The sequence below is a fragment of the Sphingopyxis sp. GW821-FHT10B01 genome (assembly GCF_059415685.1).
This window is the reverse complement of record NZ_JBWKNS010000004.1, coordinates 576,120-595,656: the sequence shown is the minus strand read 5'-3', so window position 1 is coordinate 595,656 and position 19,537 is coordinate 576,120. Positions and strand designations below refer to the sequence as shown.

The 19,537-nt window shown below is 60.2% G+C and carries 12 protein-coding genes; 9 read left to right on the top strand and 3 right to left on the bottom strand.

Features of this window, described 5'->3' with window-relative positions:
• Positions 1–334 precede the first annotated feature (334 nt).
• The gene (locus AC07NV_RS15530) at positions 335–1,558 is read right to left on the bottom strand and encodes an NAD(P)/FAD-dependent oxidoreductase (RefSeq protein WP_495167264.1); all 1,224 of its coding nucleotides are present in this window, start codon (positions 1,556–1,558) and stop codon (positions 335–337) included.
• A 178-nt stretch (positions 1,559–1,736) separates the two neighbouring features.
• On the bottom strand, positions 1,737–2,423 hold the full coding sequence (locus AC07NV_RS15525) for a GntR family transcriptional regulator (RefSeq protein WP_495167263.1): 687 nt from the start codon (positions 2,421–2,423) through the stop codon (positions 1,737–1,739).
• 338 nt (positions 2,424–2,761) lie between these two features.
• Here AC07NV_RS15525 and AC07NV_RS15520 point away from each other — a divergent pair, with 338 nt between their 5' ends.
• The 8 genes from AC07NV_RS15520 (at position 2,762) to AC07NV_RS15485 (ending at position 16,342) form a co-directional block, all read left to right on the top strand.
• Positions 2,762–5,101, top strand: coding sequence for a TonB-dependent receptor (locus AC07NV_RS15520; RefSeq protein WP_495167262.1), 2,340 nt, complete (start codon positions 2,762–2,764; stop codon positions 5,099–5,101).
• A 236-nt stretch (positions 5,102–5,337) separates the two neighbouring features.
• Complete coding sequence (locus AC07NV_RS15515) at positions 5,338–6,306, top strand: LysR substrate-binding domain-containing protein (RefSeq protein ID WP_495167261.1); 969 nt, start codon at positions 5,338–5,340, stop codon at positions 6,304–6,306.
• 160 nt (positions 6,307–6,466) lie between these two features.
• Positions 6,467–7,828 (top strand): omega-aminotransferase AptA, encoded by a 1,362-nt coding sequence (aptA, locus tag AC07NV_RS15510; RefSeq protein WP_495167260.1) that lies wholly within the window; start codon positions 6,467–6,469, stop codon positions 7,826–7,828.
• On the top strand, positions 7,825–9,270 hold the full coding sequence (locus tag AC07NV_RS15505; RefSeq protein WP_495167259.1) for an amino acid permease: 1,446 nt from the start codon (positions 7,825–7,827) through the stop codon (positions 9,268–9,270). The genes aptA and AC07NV_RS15505 overlap by 4 nt, the downstream gene beginning before the upstream one ends.
• Before the next feature lie 46 nt (positions 9,271–9,316).
• Positions 9,317–11,020, top strand: coding sequence for an amidohydrolase (locus AC07NV_RS15500; RefSeq protein ID WP_495167258.1), 1,704 nt, complete (start codon positions 9,317–9,319; stop codon positions 11,018–11,020).
• Between the two features lie 135 nt (positions 11,021–11,155).
• On the top strand, positions 11,156–14,137 hold the full coding sequence (locus AC07NV_RS15495) for a TonB-dependent receptor plug domain-containing protein (protein ID WP_495167257.1): 2,982 nt from the start codon (positions 11,156–11,158) through the stop codon (positions 14,135–14,137).
• 73 nt (positions 14,138–14,210) lie between these two features.
• Positions 14,211–14,498 carry a DUF1330 domain-containing protein gene (locus tag AC07NV_RS15490; RefSeq protein ID WP_495167256.1) on the top strand — a complete coding sequence of 96 codons (288 nt, stop codon included), beginning with the start codon at positions 14,211–14,213 and terminating at the stop codon, positions 14,496–14,498.
• 116 nt (positions 14,499–14,614) lie between these two features.
• A complete protein-coding gene (locus AC07NV_RS15485) occupies positions 14,615–16,342 on the top strand; it encodes an amidohydrolase family protein (RefSeq protein WP_495167255.1) in 1,728 nt (575 codons plus the stop codon).
• 148 nt (positions 16,343–16,490) lie between these two features.
• Here the strand turns inward: AC07NV_RS15485 and AC07NV_RS15480 are convergent, their stop codons facing one another.
• Complete coding sequence (locus tag AC07NV_RS15480; protein WP_495167254.1) at positions 16,491–17,141, bottom strand: TetR/AcrR family transcriptional regulator; 651 nt, start codon at positions 17,139–17,141, stop codon at positions 16,491–16,493.
• Between the two features lie 79 nt (positions 17,142–17,220).
• Between AC07NV_RS15480 and AC07NV_RS15475 the strand changes: the two genes are divergently transcribed.
• On the top strand, positions 17,221–19,500 hold the full coding sequence (locus AC07NV_RS15475) for a TonB-dependent receptor (protein WP_495167253.1): 2,280 nt from the start codon (positions 17,221–17,223) through the stop codon (positions 19,498–19,500).
• Positions 19,501–19,537 lie beyond the last annotated feature (37 nt).

The window sequence follows — 19,537 nt, the reverse complement described above, 5'->3', positions numbered from 1 at the left end:
GACCGGGATGACCGGGATGACCGGGATGACCGGGATGACCGGGATGACCGGGATGACCGGGATGACCGGGATGACCGATCCCCGACACCTAATTATGTATGACAATTTCATCAAAAAATCGTAAGATTGATGCCGTAAAACCAGATTTTACGTCATATCTCAGAGACGATTGTCATACAATCAATCCCATGTCAACGGGCCAAAGAAAAATCGTCCTACAATCACCTGCGTTATGAAGCAGCTGACATCAACCTCTGCCCAAAAAATCGACGCCGACGGCCCGCGCAGCCGGCGGTACGGCGGCACCGTCGGGGTGACGATCCGTTGGTAGCGGTCAGGCGGGGAGCAAGGCCTTCAACGGGGTTTCGGTGTCGGCGAGCTGTTCGGGGGTTGCCGCCAACCCCGCGGTGACGATCATCCGGCCCTGCACATAGTCTTTCGTCGCATTGACGCAGTCGATCGCGATCACTTTGCCTGCCTTGAGGTACACAACCGAGAAGCTGCGCGTCGCGGGGTCGCCGCGCAGCACCGCCTGATCGTGCCCGGTCGACAGGCCCGCGGTCTGGAGCTTCAGGTCATACTGGTTCGACCAGAACCACGGGATGGCGTGGTAATTTGCCTCGTCGCCGACGATGCCCTTGGCGACGACATTCGCCTGATCATTGGCGTTCTGCACCGATTCGAGCCGAATGACCGCGCCTTCCGCAAAGCCATTCTCATGCGCCGCACAGTCGCCGATCGCATAGATGTCGAGCAGGCTCGTCTTGCAGAGCCGGTCGACGAGCACACCATTGCCGCCCTCGGCCCCCGCCGCGATCAGCGGTTCGACCGCGGGGACGATGCCGATGCCGACGATCACAAGATCGGCGGGGATCAGTTCTCCTGTCGACAGGCGGACGCCGGTGACCCGGGTCTCGCCCTCGATCGCATCGACGCAGACACCGAGCCGCAGGTCGACGCCATGGTCGCGGTGCTCTTTCTCATAGAAGCGCGACAGCTCGGGGCCCGCAACGCGCGCGAGCACGCGGTCGAGCGCCTCGAGCAGCACGACCTTCTTGCCCGCCTTGGTGAGCACCGCCGCGGCTTCAAGCCCGATATAGCCACCACCGATTACGACGATCTGGCCCGCGGTCTCCGACGCGGCCTTCATCGCATCGGCATCGGCGCGGGTGCGCACGCCCTGCACGCCGGGCAAGTCGCCGCCGGGGATCGGCAGCATCCGGGGGGCTCCGCCGGTCGCCCAAACGAGCTTGCCATAGCCGATCGTTTCGCCGCCGTCGGTCGTGACGCTATGGGCAATCGGATCAACCGACACGACGCGCTTGCCGAGCAGCATCGCGACTTCGCGCTCGTCCCAATATTTGGCGGGACGCAGCTGGATGCGTTCGAATTCCTTCTCGCCCGCGAAATATTCCTTCGACAGCGGCGGACGTTCATAGGGTAGTTCGGGCTCGTCGCCGACGATCGCGATACTGCCTTCGAACTTCTGCGTCCGCAGCATGATTGCCACCTGCGCGCCGCCATGCCCGGCCCCAACGATCACCACGTCAAATCGCATCGCCAACTCCATCGGCTCCGATGTCACGGATTGTCTTCATCAGCGAGATCCCGGTCGCCCCTTCTTGGCCACCCGTGCGGGGCCGGTACGACACAGAGACGAGTCCTTATCATTTGGCTCACCTGCATCAGAAAAGCACAACGCCCCGAACTTTATCGCCGCGCCCCGGAAGCCGCCTTCAGGTTGCCCATATCTCCGCTATCAGCTTTGCCCGGTCGATCATGCGATGCATGTGCCGTTTGGCAATGGCTTCAGCCGCATCGCCATCGCCCGCGAGGACAGCGCGGGCGAGATCGAAGTGATCTTCGAGATTGATCCGCCACTGCTCGTCGGTGAGGTCCCTGAAGTATAGTTCGTAGAGCATGGGAATGTTGATCTGATCCATCAGGTCACCGATTTCCTCGATCCCCGACAAGTCATTCAGTGTGCGGTGGAAACGTCCGTTACCCTTGCGGTGGTCGCCCGGGGTCTCGCCGGCCAGTTCGGCATCGATTTCCTTGATGATGTTCAGCACGGCTTCGCGATGGCCAGGCAGGTCGATCCGCTCGGCCGCCGCGCGGGCCCCAAGTCCGGCAATCACCGCGCGGATGCGCAGCATGTCGGTCACCTGTTTGCCAGTGGGCCGCGAGATCATGGCGCCGCGGTTGGGCCCAAATCGGATATAGCGATTCGCCTCCAGTCGCCGCAGAGCCTCGCGAATACTTCCACGCCCCACACCGAAATCGGCAGCCAGATCAGCTTCGATCAAGCGCTGGCCCGGACGATATTCGCCGCGCACGATGCGTCCGGTAATCTCCTCGACCAATGTTTGAGCAAGCGTGCCGGTCGCGGATTTCTGGACGTTTTGAGGGTCAGCGTCGGCCACATTCTTCTCCTGTTTCCAGCCGACTACCCAAATTGTCGGACAATGGCAAGATTCCTCGTTGACAGATGTCATATTGTCCGACAATCTAATGGCATTACCTACCACAAATCGATATTTTGTGCGGAAAATGGCATATTTTGTGCGACATTTATGGAGAATCGGCCGGAACTCGGTGATTGTGTCCGGGGAATTTCACCAGCGGCCGCTCGCCAACTGACGTTCTCAGATCAATCGATCAGAGGTCGATGCGGACCAATATTTTCATATTGTTCCAAATAATACTACAAAACTTTATAATAATAATAAGGACATTTTTATATATCTGGGGAGTTTGGATCATGAAAAATCCATTTTACTGGCGACTTTCGTGCAGTTTGGTATGCATTTCTACCGGTTTATTGATCGCTCACGCAGCCAAGGCGCAAGAGCGGCCCGAACAAGCCGCCACCGCGGAGCCGGCTGGCCAAGACGACATTGTGGTGACCGCGCAGAAGCGTGAGCAAAGTCTCCAGACGGTGCCAGTATCGGTCAATGTCACCAGTGGCGAGCAGCTCACACAGCGCAATTTGACCGACATGATGCAGATCACGCAGCTTGCCCCGAGCCTGCAGCAGCAGACGCAGAACCACGCTCCTACGGGTGTTTCCTGGTCGATCCGGGGTGTCGGAACGGCGGTGTTTCAGGAATCGGTCGAACCGAGCGTCTCGACCGTCATCGATGGTGTCAGCCTCGGACAGCCACGTATGGCGGCGTTCCAGCTGTTCGACGTCGATCGCATCGAGGTCCTGTCCGGTCCGCAAGGCACCCTGTTCGGCAAGAATGCCTCAGCCGGCGTCATCAACATCGTCACCAAGAAGCCGGTGCTGAACGAAACATCCGGGACGGCCCACTTCTCGTACGGCTCGCAGAATACCAACGCTGGCGGGACGGAAGCTATCGGCCAGGCGACGATCAACCTGCCGCTCAGCGACACCTTGGCCTCACGAATTTCCATTTTCGGAATGCATCGCGACCCGCTCGTCAAGAATGTCTATTCCTCCGACGGGAGCTATGGCCAGACGCAGTTCGGGATGCGGGCCAAGCTCTACTGGGAGCCTTCGGACAGTTTCGACCTCTATACGATCGGGGAAATCACCCACAGCGATGGCGCAGGCCTGACCGTCTACAGCAATTCGCTCGTCGCTCCGGGCGGGTTCCTCGCGACGCAGAACGCCATATACTCGCCCGAGATCGATGCTTCTTCCGCACTCAACAACAAGGTTGCGGACAATGAAGAATATTGGGGCAACTTCTCGGCCGGCGGCGTTCAGAGCGAAGCGTCGTTCCACCTCGGCAACGGCATGACCATCAGCAATCTCGCTGCCTATCGCTTCTACGAGGATGCGAGCGGCGGCGACGTCGACCATCTCCCGATTTCGACCTGGGACACGAATGTCACGCGCAAGGACTATTGGCAATTCAGCAACGAGCTCCGTTTGCTTTCGCCAACCGGCGGAAGGCTCGAATATGTCGCGGGGATCTACTATTTCCACGGCAGCTATGGCGCCCTTTTGCAGCAGGGGAGCAACGCAGTCGGGATTTATTCGGGGACGCTCCCGCCGCTTACAGGCTATATTGGTGTAACCGGACAGTGGCGGACCAAGGCGGATACGATCGCAGCTTATGGGCAGGCCACGTTCACGCTCGTCGACGGGCTGAAGGCGATCGGCGGCCTGAGAGTCACCCACGACAGTATCGGCAACGCGGGAACCTGGGTGAAGGGCCCCAACCTCATCGCCCTGCAACGAACCGGGACCTTCGACTATTCCGCCAAGGAGACGAACCTCTCGTACAAGTTCGGCCTGCAGTATGAGGTCGATCGCGACCTGATGATCTACGGCTCGTACACGCGAGGCTATAAAGGTCCGGGACTTTCAAGGAACGTCGCCGACCCGAGCCCGGTCGTCGGCAAGGAAATCCCGCTCGCCTGGGAACTCGGTATCAAGTCGCGGCTTTTCGACCGCAAACTGACGTTGAACGTCTCGGTCTGGGACGAGACGTTCAAGGGGTTCCAGGCTCAGGCCTTCTCAAGCTTCAATGCTGCAACGCTACTGTTGAATGCCGGTAGCCTCAAATCGCGCGGCGCCGAAATTCAGGCGAGCCTGCGGACGGACGTGGGGCTCTCCCTTTCCGGAAGCCTGTCTTATATCGACGCCTTCTACAAAAGCTTCCAGGGCAATCCCTGTTATCCGTTGCAGCCAAGGGGCACCAGCGGCTCCGGAGTATGCCTGCCGAACAATACGACCGATGCGAGTGGTAACCGCCTCCAGGGATCGTCCAAGTGGACCTACACGCTATCGGCCTCCTACGAGAAACCCATATCCGGGGGGCTGGTCGGACTCGCTGATGTGACCTGGTACCATCGCAGCGATTACTTCGATTCAGCAACCGAGGATCCCAAGACCCACGTCGGCGGATACGGACTGCTTGGCGGAAGCATCGGTGTGCGTGCCGAAAACGGGCGATGGAAACTCTCCGTCTTTGGGCGCAACATTCTCGACAAGCGCCATCCCGGGCTGATCATCCGCAATCCGCTCGACGGCTTTCTCGGCGATGCAAGTCGCGGCGGCGATTATCTTACCTTCTGGACCCCGGATTCCTTCCGGACCATCGGCGCCGCTCTCGACATCAACTTCTAGCCGAAGCCCTTTGGGAACGTCGCGGCCTCGTCCACCGAGCATTGCATTTATCTACGCTCGTTGTTGCCGCGACGCTTGCCGCGACCCCGGCCGCCCAAATAACCCCGTGGGCGGCCGGCTAGTCGAAACGCAATGCTTGTAGCTGTGCTCGAGCGCGCAATGGGCCAGCGAATAAACCCAGGTCGCGGACGTCACGCCTGGCGATTGCTTCCCTGGCGCTGAAATGGGTGGTGAACATGGAAAGGTCTGTTCTTAAGGACGACGAGATCGCGGACCGGTACAACCGGACGATCCCTCCCTTCGCGTCGCTGCGCGCATTTGAAGCGCTGGGCCGATTGGGCGGGATGCGCAAAGCTGCGGCCGCGCTGGGGGTCAACAATGCCGTCGTCAGCCGGCATCTCAAGTCACTTGAAGAATGGACGGGCGCCGCGCTGATAGACAGGTCAGGCGGCCGTATGGCGCTGACCGAAGCGGGAGAACTCTATCATGCCCGCATCTCGGCAACATTGTCGGAACTTGCGTCCGCGACAAAAGACCTTGTCGATCTGCGAAAAAACCGGCCGCTTGCTATCTGGTCGATCCCGGGCTTCGCAGCGCAGTGGCTGTCTCATCAACTCGCGGCATTTTCTGACAGCAATCCGGACCTCTTGGTAGAACTTCGTCCGACAGACGAGATCGCCAATCTGCTGAGGCACGAAGCGGACGTCGATATCCGTTTCTACGGCGATGACTGGTCGCCCGATCCCGGCGGCAAGGGCCTGAAATTTTGCGAACTGGCGCGCCCGCTGCAAAAAGCTGTCGCGCACCCCGATCTTGCGCGCCGCCTGTCGGCCCTGCCCTCGGTCGCGGCGCTGGCACGCGAAGCTTTGCTGCTTCATACGGACAGCCTCTCGGAATGGCCGGCCTGGTTCAGGCTGAACGGTGTCCGATATGACAGCAGCCTTCCGGGAACCATGGTCTGGCATGCGCATCTGGCCATTGCAGCGGCGCGGCAAGGGCGCGGCGTTGCGCTCGCCAGCGACTATCTCGTCCAGAAGGAACTGGCCCGAGGCGAACTGGCCGAAATCAAGCTGCCGGATGCCAAGCCGGTCGTGTTCGGCAGCTATTGCTTCGTTGCGCGCGAAGACCGCTGGCTACATCCCGGGATCGCATCCCTGCGATCATTTCTGAAACAATGTGCCGCGCAGACGGAGGAGCGGAACTAGCGCCGGGCGCCAGCAGCGGGGTCGGTGTTGGCGGTCTGGGCAGCGGTGGGTGCTGCTGAAAAGGCAGCACAATGGGTCACGATAGCGACTAGCCGATCCGGCCCTTGTTCGAGAAATTGCTTCAGAGAGCCAGATGGGCCGAGCGAGGGAGAGGAATAAAGTGCTTGCTGAGAATATTCCGCCGGAAGCTTCCCCCCGCCCCGCGGGGTCGAGCGATGGCGGCATCGATCTCGCGGCGTTCTGGATGCCGTTCACCGACAATCGATACTTTAAAGCCAATCCGCGAATGATTTCGCAGGCACGCGGCATGCATTATTACACGCCCTCCGGCGCGCCCGTTCTCGATGGAACGGCGGGCCTCTGGTGTGTGAATGCCGGCCATGCCCAGCCTGCGATCATCAACGCGATCACCGAACAGGCCGCGCAGCTGGACTTTGCGCCAACATTTCAGCTGGGTCATGAAGGCCCGTTCCGGCTGGCGAACGCGCTCGCCAGGATCATGCCGGCGGGCATGGACCGCATTTTCTTCACCGATTCCGGATCCGAAGCAGCGGACACCGCGCTCAAGATGGCGCTGGCCTATCACCGTGCCCGGGGCGAGCCTTCGCGGACGCGGTTGATTGGCCGCCAGCGCGGCTATCATGGCGTAAACTTTGGCGGCATGTCCGTTGGCGGCATCGGCGGTAACCGGCGAGGCTTTGGCGCTCAGGTCTGGGGCGTCGACCATCTTTCCCATACACACGGCCATGCGGCGCCGTTCACGCGCGGCATGCAGAACAGCAATATGGCGCTGGCCGGAGAGCTGGAAGACCTCGTCGCGTTGCACGGCGCGGAGACGATCGCCGCCGTCATTGTCGAACCGGTGGCCGGATCGACCGGCGTGCTGGTCCCGCCCCGGGGCTATCTGGAACAACTGCGCGAAGTCACCGCGCGGCATGGTATCCTGCTGATCTTTGATGAAGTCATCACGGGTTTCGGCCGCCTCGGTGCGGCGACTGCGGCCGAGTATTTCGGCGTCACCCCCGACATCATAACCATGGCGAAGGGGTTGACGAGCGGCACGGTGCCGATGGGCGCGGTCGCAGCGCGGCGCGATATTCATGATGCTATCGTCGATTCCGCGCCCAAGGGGATCGAGTTTTTCCATGGCTACACCTATTCGGGGCATCCATTGGCGGCCGCGGCGGGCCTGGCCACGCTAGAGGTTTACGAGGAGAAAGGCCTCTTCGCACGTGCTGCGGGGCTTGCAGCCTATTGGGAGGATGCACTGCATTCCTTGGCCGACGCCCGCCATGTGATCGACATCCGCAATATCGGCCTGATCGCCGGTATCGAGCTCGAAGGTCGCGACAACGCTCCCGGCGCCCGCGCGCTGGACGTGTTCCGCCGCTGCTTCGACGATGGCCTCATGATCCGCGTGACGGGCGATATTATTGCATTATCGCCGCCGCTGATCATCGAAGAAGGTCAGATCGATGAGATCGTAGGCAAAATCGCTTCTGTTTTGTCGGTCGTGGAATGACCGGGCAGATCGAAATCGCAGAGACGGCGACTACGTCGGGCGCAGGCAGGCCTACTGAGGAATCTGGCCTCGGCCACACACTGAAGGCGCGGCATGTTGAGATGATTGCCATTGGCGGCATCATTGGCGCCGGGCTCTTCGTCGGCAGCAGCAGCGCAATCGCGACGGTTGGGCCAGCTGCGGTGATCAGCTATGCCGCTGCCGGCATTGTCGTGCTGCTGGTGATGCGCATGTTGAGCGAGATGGCCTGTGCATCGCCTGGCACCGAATCCTTTGCGGACTTTGCGCGACAGGGGCTGGGAGAGTGGGCGGGATTCGTCACCGGCTGGCTCTATTGGTATTTTTGGGTGATCGCGATCGCCATTGAGGCGATTGCTGGCGCAACCATCCTGCATGGGTGGATTCCACAGGTATCGCCATGGGCGATCAGCGCGTCGCTGATGGCGGTGCTAACCGGCGTCAATATGATGTCGGCGCGATCATTTGGCGAATTCGAGTTCTGGTTTTCCTCGATCAAGGTTGCGTCGATCGTCGCCTTCATTGCGTTGGCCTTCGCCTATGCGAGCGGATTTTTGTCCGGGAATGGTGCCACGTGGAGCAATCTGACAGCCCATGGCGGTTTCGCCCCGAACGGGTGGCTGGCGATCCTGGGCGGCGCGACGACCGTGATCTTCTCTCTGGTAGGGGCGGAGATTGCAACGATCGCCGCGGCGGAATCGTCCGAGCCGCTGCGAACCGTCGCGCGGATGACCGGGACTGTCGCAGCACGGATTCTCATATTCTACGTCTTGTCGGTCGCCCTCATTGTCGCCTGCGTGCCCTGGAACAGCGTCGTTCCGGGGCAGTCTCCGTTCACAACGGTGCTGGAGCAAATAGATCTGCCGGGCGGGGCTTTGATCATGAACTGCATCGTTCTGGTCGCGGTGCTGTCGTGCCTGAACTCGGGCCTGTACGTCACGTCGAGAATCCTCTTCGGCCTCGCCACAAAGGGCGACGCTCCGGCCAGTCTGGTGGCGCTGGACAAGCGGAAAGTTCCATCGCGTGCCATCATGCTCGGTAGTGCGTTCAGCTATGCCACCTTGGCGGTCGCCACGCTGGCACCGCAGGGGATATTCACGTTCCTGGTCAACTCGTGTGGTGCGATCATGATCGTGATCTACCTCATTATCGCATTCGCCCAACTGCGGATGCGCTCGCGGCTGGAGCGAACCGCGCCCGACCGCATCAAGGTGCGCATGTGGCTTCACCCATGGGGATCGCTCGTCGCGATCGCGGCGATGATCGGCATCCTTGCAGCCATGGCCATGACACCATCGATGACCGCGCAGGTCATCGCCAGCATCGCCGCCGTTGGCATCTGTGGCGCCGCCTGCATTGCGAACCATCTCATCAAGGCGGGAAGGCGCGCAGAGAGCGCTTTGCGCGTCATGCCAGTCGAATAGCGGCACAGAAAAGAGAAAGCGGAGAGGGATTGAGGCTATGTCATTCATGAGGAACAGTCGCCGCGACTTTCTAAGGACGGCTGGGGTCGGTCTTGTCGGATGCTCGAGCGGGCTTTGGAGCGCCCCCCTGCTCGCTGCCACCGAAAGGCCCGACTATGCTGTGATCAACGCGAACGTGATCACCATGGACCCCCGGATGCCGTCTGCGCAGGCCTTTGCAGTGCAGGCCGGCCGCTTCCTGGCGGTGGGAAGCAATGACGAGATCAAGGGTGCCATTGGCGCTGGCGTCAAGGTGGTCGATGCTCAGGGAGCAACGATCTGCCCCGGCTTTATCGATGCGCACGTACACGCGCTGGGCGAATGGCAGCTCTACGAAACTCTGGTCGGCAATCCTTACGCGGTCGAGATCGTGACGATCGAGAGCATAGTCGAAAAGCTCAAGCGCAAGGCGGCGCAGACGCCGCCGGGGATGTGGGTCGAGGGTTACTTCTTCGACGATATGAAGGTCAAGGATGGCCGGGTGCTGACCCGCACCGATCTCGACAAGGTCTCGACGGTTCATCCCGTGTTCGTTCTGCACCGCGGCGGGCATACCTGTTTCTACAACAGCAAGGCGTTCGAACTTGCAGGGATTACGAAGAACACCCCGAACCCGGAAGGCGGGACATTCGACAAGGACGAGCATGGAGAGTTGAACGGGCGTGTCACCGACCATGCAATGCGCATTCTCGGTAAGCCCACGTGGACGAGCGGACCACAGACAGCTGAAACAGCTGCGCGCGCGCGGGCAAGCATGACGCTCATTTCCAAGGATTTCGTCAAGTCAGGTCTCACCAGCGTCCATCACCAGGGCGGCGACTTGACCACGCTACAAGAGGTACGCGCCAGCGGCGATCTGCTCCACCGTGTGAGTTATGAGGTCAACGGCCAGATCCTGGATGACATGATCAAGGACGGCATTCGTACCGGTTTCGGCGACGAATGGATCCGGTTCGGCGCGACATTTGAGCATATGGCGGACGGTTCGTTCGCGGAACGGACCATGGCGATGAGCTTCCCCTATCCGGGTGGGAACTCGTCTTATACGGGCAATGTGACCGAGAGCCAGGACGTGCTGAACGCATGGACCGAGCGCGTGCATCGCGCCGGCATTCAGATGAATTGCCATGCCAATGGCGACATCGCAATCGATCATGTTCTCACGGCGTATGAGCGCGCATTGAAGCTGTACCCGGTCATGGATGCACGTCCCAAGATCACCCACTGTACGGTGATGACGGACAGCTTGTTGAAGCGGATCAAGGCGCTGGGTGTCATCCCGGTGCCATTCACAACCTACAACTATTACAACGCGGACAAATTTCATTTCTACGGTCAGGAGCTCATGCAGAGATGCATGGCGTTCCGCTCATTCTTCGACATGGGCATTCGGGCAGCGGCGGGCTCGGACTTTCCGCCGGCGCCGTTCGCGCCGCTGATGGGCATCCAGAGCATGGTTACACGCCGCGGCTGGAACGGCGAAATATGGGGCGCCTCCCAGGCGATCACGGTTGATCAGGCCCTCCAAGTCTACACGATGAACGGTGCCTATGCTTCGAAGGAAGAGAGCATCAAGGGATCCATCTCGGTCAGCAAACTCGCCGACTATGTCGTCTTGTCCGACGACATCAGGAAAGTTGACCCCGGAGAGATTATGAAAATCCAGATTCTTCAAACAGTCAGTGGCGGAAGGTCCGTTTTCGAGGCGTAGAAAATCTACGCGAGCCCTTGTTCCAAAATTCCAAATTGCACCGCGTGATCTGATCATCGCGGACAGAATGAGTGCGCCTATTCGTCAAGTTGGCTCCGGCAACAAATACCAAGGTCAAACAGGAGAGGAAATAACATGACCAGCTCGGCAACAAAGTCGAACGAATACCGGGTCGAGGGCGCGTTGGGCGCACAGATGCGGCTGTTGCTCTCGGTGAGCGCAATCGCCTGTTCTGTCCACACGGTCCCGGCGATCGCGCAGACCACGAACGTACCGGGCGATGCCATAGCAGCCGAGGCCGCCACCGAAGAGGCGCCTCCCGGCCCCGATGCTTCGGGCGGGGGGGATATCATCGTGACGGGCACGCGGATCGTCCGTGACGGATATAGCGCACCAACGCCGGTCAGCGTGCTCTCCGCCGCCGACATCCAGGCACAGTCGCCAGCGAACCTGGCGGACTTCGTAAACACGCTACCTTCGATCGCAGGCAGCCTCACCTCGGCCAACTCGGCAGGTGGAATCAGCAACGGTCAATCTGGCCTGAACGGCATCAACCTGCGCTCGCTTGGCCTCAACCGCACGCTGGTACTGCTCGATGGCCAGCGATCCGTTGCGTCGTCGACCACGGGCATCGTCGACATCAACACATTCCCACAGGATCTGGTCCAGCGCGTCGAAGTGGTGACGGGCGGCGCGTCGGCGGCCTATGGGTCCGACGCCGTTGGCGGTGTCGTCAATTTCATCCTCGATACCAAATTCACCGGCATCCGCGGCGCCGTCGAATATGGTGAAACGACTTACGGAGACGGTCCGAACTACAAGGCATCGCTCACCGTGGGAGAGCGTTTGGCCAACGACCGATTGAGTCTCCTCTTCAGCGGCGAGTATTTCAAGCAGCAGATCATCCGGTTCAACACGCGCCCGTGGAACAATAGCGGCTTCTTCCAGATGAATAACCCGGCCTATGCGGCCGGAAATGGCCAGCCATTCCTGCTCGTCAGCAAAGGGATCGGCCCCAGCCAGGTCGCGCCGGGCGGATTGATCACCAGCGGCCCGCTCCGCGGAACCTATTTCGGCACGATCAATCCCGGCACCGGGCTCGCGACAGTCAATCAGCTCGCTTATGGCGCGACGAACGGACCCTGGATGCTCGGCGGCGACACCGAAGTCACGCTCAACAACTATCTGGGCACGCAGCCGTTGGTTCCCGACGAACAGCGTATCGCCCTGTTCGGCCGCGTCGGCTTCGATGTGACGCCGGATATCGAGATTTTCGCCCAAGCGAGCTACAACCGCTTCAGCGGCCATAACTATTTTTCGCAGATAGCAAATGTGGCGAACGTCACGATCCGGGCCGACAACGCCTTCTTGCCGGCCTCGGTGAAGGCAGCGCTGGCCGGCGCAAATCAAACATCGTTCGTGATGGGGACCACGAATGCCGGGCTGGAGTCTATCGGCAACGATACAGTCAGAGAGGTCGTTCGCTTCGTCGCCGGCGCCTCCGGCAAGTTCGATATTGGCGGCGAATCGTGGAAATGGAACGGTTATTATCAGAAGGGCGAGACTTCGCTCCGCGAAGCAACGCTCGGCAGCTATAATATCTCGCGCATGAACGCGGCCATGGATGCCGTGTTCGCGCCGGCTGGCAATGCAGCTGGAATCGCCGCTGGCACGATCATATGCCGCTCGACGCTCGCTAATCCGTCCAATGGCTGTGTTCCGATAAATCGTCTCGGCGTCGGCGGGATAACGCCGCAGGCAACAGCCTATATCTACGGGCCCGAGCAGCCATTCCGGCACCAGACACTCAAGCAGGATGTCGCCGCGATAACATTCAGCGGGACACTCCTGACCCTCCCTGCCGGTCCGTTGTCGCTCGCCTTCGGCGGCGAATGGCGCCGCGAGCAAGTCAACGGGTCGGTCGATCCCGTTTATCGCTCGGGCTGGTACGCCGGCAATTTTCTGGTCAACAAGGGCAAGTATGACGTCACCGAGGGTTTCCTCGAGATCGCGGTGCCGATCGTCAAAGGCCTGGATCTGAATGCCGCCGGCCGCTTCACCCATTATTCCACCTCAGGCGACGTCCAGACCTGGAAAGTCGGCGCTACATTTACGCCGATCGCCGACCTGAGATTTCGTGGCAGTATCAGCCACGATATCCGTGCGCCAAACCTCAACGAATTGTTTGCCGCAGGAACGTCGCGCAGCAATACCGTCAATGTGCCGCCGACCAATACGGCAGTCGGCTTTATCGAAAAGACGACCGGAAATCTCGATCTGAAGCCCGAGGTTGCGGACAGCTGGACGGCAGGCGTCGTGTTGACACCAAGCTTCATTCCGGGCCTCAGCATGTCGGTCGACTATTACGACATCCGGATCAAGAAAGCGATCGGATCGGTCGCCGCGCAAACGATCGTGAATCTCTGCTTCGAGCAGAACAAGTCCGATTTCTGCGATCTGATAACATTTGGAGACGTAGGCGGGACGCGTCAAATCACCGAAGTGTTGCTGAAGCCGTTCAACTTCGCCCGGCAAGTAGCGCGCGGCATCGATTTCGAGGCGTCCTATCGCCGAGATCTCAGCGATCTGTCAGATGGCTTGCCGGGATCGATCACACTGCGTGCGATGGCAACCCACTATCTGGAAAATCTTCTGGACAATGGTATCGATTTCCCGCGCGACCTCGCAGGTACCAACAAAGAATCCTTTGTGCCTACTGGTGGCCCCCCAAGCTGGCTGTATCGCTTTTCGGCCACATACGCGGTCGATGCCCTCACGTTCAATTTGACCGGACGTGGTGTCAGCAGCGGGAAGTATGACAACTCCTACATTGAGTGCGCAACATCCTGCCCGATCTCGACGCCGCAGAACCGCACAATCAACAATAATCATATTCCGGGGGCGATCTATTTCGATACCTCGCTGGCCTATGCATTCAAACTCGGTGGTACAGATGCGAACCTGCAACTCTCGGTTCTCAATCTCTTCAATCGGTCGCCCGTGCTGATCGCCAACGGACCGGATGGCAATCAGGTCGCGGCAACCCCGCAGACCAACCGCAGCTATTACGATGTCCTGGGCCGCGTATTTCGCGTGGCGGCTCGCATCAAGTTCTGAACCCGGGCGCGCTGGGCCCCCCGGGGGGCTCGGCGCGCCGCCTTCACGACACCTTCAAAGCGAAAGTATTCTGATGCCCAAGGCTTATTGGATTGCCCGGATCGATATCCTCGATCAGGAAAAATATGCCCGTTACGCCGCCGGTGCCACCAAGGCCTTCGAGCGCTACGGCGCGCGCGTCCTGGCGCGGGGCGGACCGATAGCCAGGCTGGAAGGCCCGTCGCGGCACCGCAACGTGGTGATCGAATTCGACGATATGGGCCAGGCCCAGGCCTGCTACAATTCGACGATCTATCAGGCGGCCGCCGCCTTGCGCCAAGGCGCGGCGGAAGGCGAGATAGTGATCGTCGAGGGCGCCTGATGCCGGCGCGGCCAAACGCGCCACTCGGTATGTCCGCGTCGGCCACGCCCCTGCGTGCCGGAAAAGCTTGTCTTTACAAATCGCGCCGGATTTGCGGCGACAAAGGGAGAACCTAAATGCGTGAACATGGCGGTTGCGAAAATCCGGGCGGGATTCAGCGGCGCGAGTTGATCCGTGGCGGCATCGCAGCGGCGGCACTGCTGGCCGGCCGATCGGCCCTGGCATCAACCGCGGTCGGCGCGCATATCCATGGATCGAACGCTGGCGGCTGCTCGCTGTGCCAGGCCGCGACAGCGAGCGCGTTCGACGATTCCCCCTTGAAGCGGCCTACTTCGCCGTTGTCGCGCTCCATGCTGGCGGCCGCACCGCAAGGGACCCGATATGACGCAGGCGCTGCCGCTCCGCGGACGCGCGACGGGCAGGTGTCGATCCTTCAGCCGAGCTGGGTGCTCGTGCCCAAGGGCGATAAGCTCGACATGCTTGTCGATCATGACGTGGTCGTCCGGGGCGATCGGATCGAGGAAGTGCGTCCCCGCAAAAGCGGTAACGATCAATATATCGACGCGCGCGGACAGATATTGCTGCCGGGCTTTATATCGGGTCACACACATACTGCCTCGGGAACGATGACCCGGGGGTGGATTGAAGAGAATCCCGATTTCAATCCCGCGGCGCCGCATCGCAGCTTCTTCCGCGCCCAGGTTCTGATGGAGAGTCTAAGCGACGACGAGCTGGACGATCTCTTTGCACTCAACCTGGCGGAGATCGTGCGTGGCGGCTGCACCACCCAGGTCGAAATGTCGCAGAGCCTCCATCAGCTGAAAAGCTATGTACGGGTCGCCACCAGATACGGCATTCGTGGCTATGCGGGCGCACGGGTGCCCGACGTGCGCAGCCATGGCAACCTCAACACGCCTGCCGCGCTTCAGGCGTCGGCTGACCTCACGCTGACCCAGATCGCCGCCAACCTCGCTTATGGGCGAACCGTGAACGGCTCGGCGGACGGCCGCATTCATATCATGATGGCGCCGTCGGGCATGGCCTATCATACCCACGAGACCTTCGCGGCCATCAAGGCAGCCGCGCAGGAACTGGGAACAGGCATACACCTCCATCTTCAGGCGGGATTCGATCCAGCGAGCACCAAGCTACTCCATGATTTCTGGAACAAGCGCGAGATCGAGATCTTCCGCGACGAGGGCCTGCTCGATGTCAGAAGCTTCGGCGCGCATTGTCTCAACCTCGAAAAGGCAGCCGAGGACTTCGCTATCCTGGCCAATCCGAATTTCACTTTCGTATTCTGCCCTTCTGCGCTCGGGGCCAGCCGGCTCGTCGGGGCGGAGCCTTATCCCGAGGCGCTCGCCGCCGGGGTGAATGCGTCCATCGGTCTCGATACGCATTCGAACGACTATCTCGAAAATCTCAAGCTGGCCGTGATGCAGGGACGCGGGCGGACACAATTGCTACATCATTCGAGCCCGGTGAAGATGCTCGAGCCGACCATCTGGAACGGGCTGGACAGCGCGACGCGCGCCGGGGCGAGAGGGCTGGGCCGCGACGATCTCGGCCAGATCGTGCCGGGCGCCAAGGCGGACCTGTGCACGGTGAATGTCATGGGATTGCTCGTCGGCAACGGCACCCTGCCGCGCGAACCTTGGAACCATCTGCTGTATGCCAACGGTTTTTCCGTGCGCCACGTCATGATCGACGGCGACTGGAAGCTGTTCGACGGAAAGATCGTGTTCGACGACGAAGCCCGGTTGCTGGCCCGTGGCGGGGCGGTGGTCGAGAAGATCCTTGGTCAAATGGAGAAGGAGAATTTCTTCGCGCCGATGCCGAGGTGACGATGTTCGCAGATAGGAGCGACAGCTCAGCCGCGCCCTCCCAGGACAGGAGGATGCGCGGCGAAATCATGGAGTGACCCGGCTTGGGTGCATCCTCTAAGCTTCTACCCAGCGCGTTTTGAAAGCGCGCTCGCCCTCGTGACCTATATCAGGTGGCGGGGCCAGTCATGATGCGCTCGATCCCGCCGCAAACATACTCCACCATCAATGGATAGGAGACGTGCGGATCGTCGCTCTGGAACTTGCCGTCCGACAATGCCTCGACGCGCCTGGTTTCCGAGAAAGAGGCCATCATCACCGCTACGCTGAACACGACTGCCCGGATAGCCCGTTCGGCATCTTCCTGATCGAACAAATCTCGCAGATGGTCCGCGTAGACGCGCGCGATATCGTTATAATGCTTCATGATCATGTGAGAATATTTGGGAGAATTGACGGATTGGGAAACCAGTTCCCAGTAATTTTTCCATCCGCGATCGCCCGAAGCGATGAGGGTCAGGAATGGCCCGGTGAATGCTTCCACCAGATCTTTCAGATTCCTGCTGCCACCGCGGGAGAATTGTTCCAGCATGTCATATCGCATCGCGTTGAGGGCATCCGCGCGGCGAGACACGACCACCTCCATCAACTGGACCTTGGAGGGGAAATGATAGGTCACCAAGCTCAGATTTACCGCCGCAAGCTTTGCAATCTCGCGCACCGGCACGCCGTCGAAACCCGACTGGGCGAATAGCTCCTCCGCCGCGTCGAGGATCGCAGTACGCGCGGCGGTACCATTTTTCTCCGGCAATTTCTTCATTGACAACCCTTCACCAACATCCATACAACAAAACTGGACGTACGTACAGTCCAAAGAAAGCCAAGTCGAGTCGCGGCCTATGCCGAGTGGAGGGAGAGCCACCAGGCGCGCAAGCCCGAATCCAAACGCTTGGCGACAAGGGGAGAGAAACATGACGAAGCATCTTTGGAAAGTCGGCGCCGCCTCGATCGCGTTGCTTGCACCTACGGGCCTATATGCTCAGGCGGTCGCAACCGACATCGAAGCCAGAGAGACGCCAGCGGGCGAAATCGTCGTCACCGCGCAGCGTCGTTCGCAGCTTCTCCAGGATGTCCCGATGGCGATCACAGCCTTGAGCGGAGAAGCGCTTGAGCGAACACCCATCACCAGCCTGATGGATGTTCAGACTTCGATCCCGAACGTCAATGTCTCGCAGCGCAACGGCCTCGGCGTGGTTGCCATTCGCGGTATCGGCTTCGACATCGTCACCGCGGGCGCAGAGAGCAGCGTCGCCGTCCACACCAATGGTGTATACCAATCGCGCCCGTCAGCGGCCCTTTCCGCTCTCTTCGACCTGGAACGTGTCGAAGTGGCGCGCGGTCCGCAGGGCACTCTGTACGGCCGCAATGCGACCGGCGGCGCAATCAACCTCATCACGCGCAAACCAACGTCGGACACCGAAGGTTATGTCGACTTCAGCTATGGCAACTATAACGCGCTGGCGATCGAGGGCGCGATCGGGGGTCCGATAGCCGGCGATACGCTACGTGCACGGATCGCCATGAAGCTCGAACAGCGCGACGGTTGGGGTACCAATGTCACCACTGGCAAAGACATCGACGACCTTAAAAGCCGTGCCGTTCGGGGCATATTGGAATTTCAGCCGAGCGAGACGGTCAGCTTTGCCCTGCAGGGTGACTATTTCAAGCGCGACGACAGTGCGAGCGCCTATCACTTCATTGGCTGCGTCAACCCCGTCTGCGGACCAAACGCAGCGATCAATCGCGGCTTCACGGTCCCGGCTGACCGTCGTGATGCCAGCACCGATGTCCAACCAACCTACCGACCGGAGGAATATGGCGTATCGCTCACCGGCAAGTTCGAACTGCCCTTCGCCGACCTGACGTCGATCGGCGCCTATCGCAAAGGCTCTCTCTATTTTATCGGCGATCTCGACCTGACAGCCCAGCCCGGCGCGTTCATCACGCGCGAGGAAAATTACCGCGCTGTTTCCCAAGAGTTGCAACTCGCCAACAGCGGAGAACGGCTGGATTGGCTGCTGGGTGCCTATTATTTCAACGAGCATAACTATGCCCGGGCCAACGCGCACGCCCCACTTTTTTTCGCACCGGTCATCACGCAGCTTTTCCAGGGCGGCAGGTTGCGCACCGAAGCCTACGCCCTGTTCGGCGACTTCAGCTTTCGGGTTACGCCGAACCTCACGCTCAATCTTGGTGCGAGATATTCGCGCGAGCGCAAACAACTCAGCGACGAGTTTTCGTTCAGCAATGGGCCGACGAACATTGTGGCCCGTCAGGGTGCGGCAACGGCGACCATTCCTTGCGTTAGATGCCTCGGATTGCCCGATCGGGTCTCCTTCAACGCCTTTACGCCGAAGTTCGGCATTCGCTATGAATTCAGCCCTTCGGTCAACGCCTATGTGACGGTCCAAAAGGGCTTCAAGAGCGGCGGTTTTGCCGTGGGAGCGGTCACACCGGCGTTTGAACCCGAGCGAATCTGGAGCTACGAAGCCGGATTGAAAGCCAGTTGGTTCAACCGGGCGCTGACCACCAACATTTCGGTCTATCATTATGACTACACAGATCTTCAAGTAGGCCAGATCGCAGGCATCACGTCGATTATCCGGAATGCCGGTAGCGCCAAGGTCGACGGCGTCGAACTCGAAACCCGGCTTAAAATTGGGGACCATCTGACCCTCGACGGCTTCGGTGCCTACAATCACGCACGTTTCAAGTCGTACACGTCGGGGAATCCCGGCACCAATCCCGCAATTCCGCTCGATCTCTCGGGCAATCTTCTCTCAAACGCCCCGAAATGGACAGGCAAGATCGGCGCCGAGTATATGGCCGACGCATTTGATGGCGAGATCATCCTGCGCGGCGAGTTATTCGCATCTTCCAGGGTCTATTTTTCACCCTTCAACGATCTAACCAACAGCCAGAAGGCCTACGCGATGGGGAACCTCAGCCTTCGCTACGAGGGTGCCAGCGACTGGTATGCGAGCCTTTACATGAACAACGTGACCAACCGCACAGTGCAGGCGGGCTCGATTGTGACCGCCGCCCTCGCCGGTGCAGTCGTGGCGGCGCAATATCTGCCGCCGCGCTCTTACGGCATCAAGATCGGCAAGAAATTCTGACACGCGACGTGCCGCGACACCGCTGAGCACCCGTTAG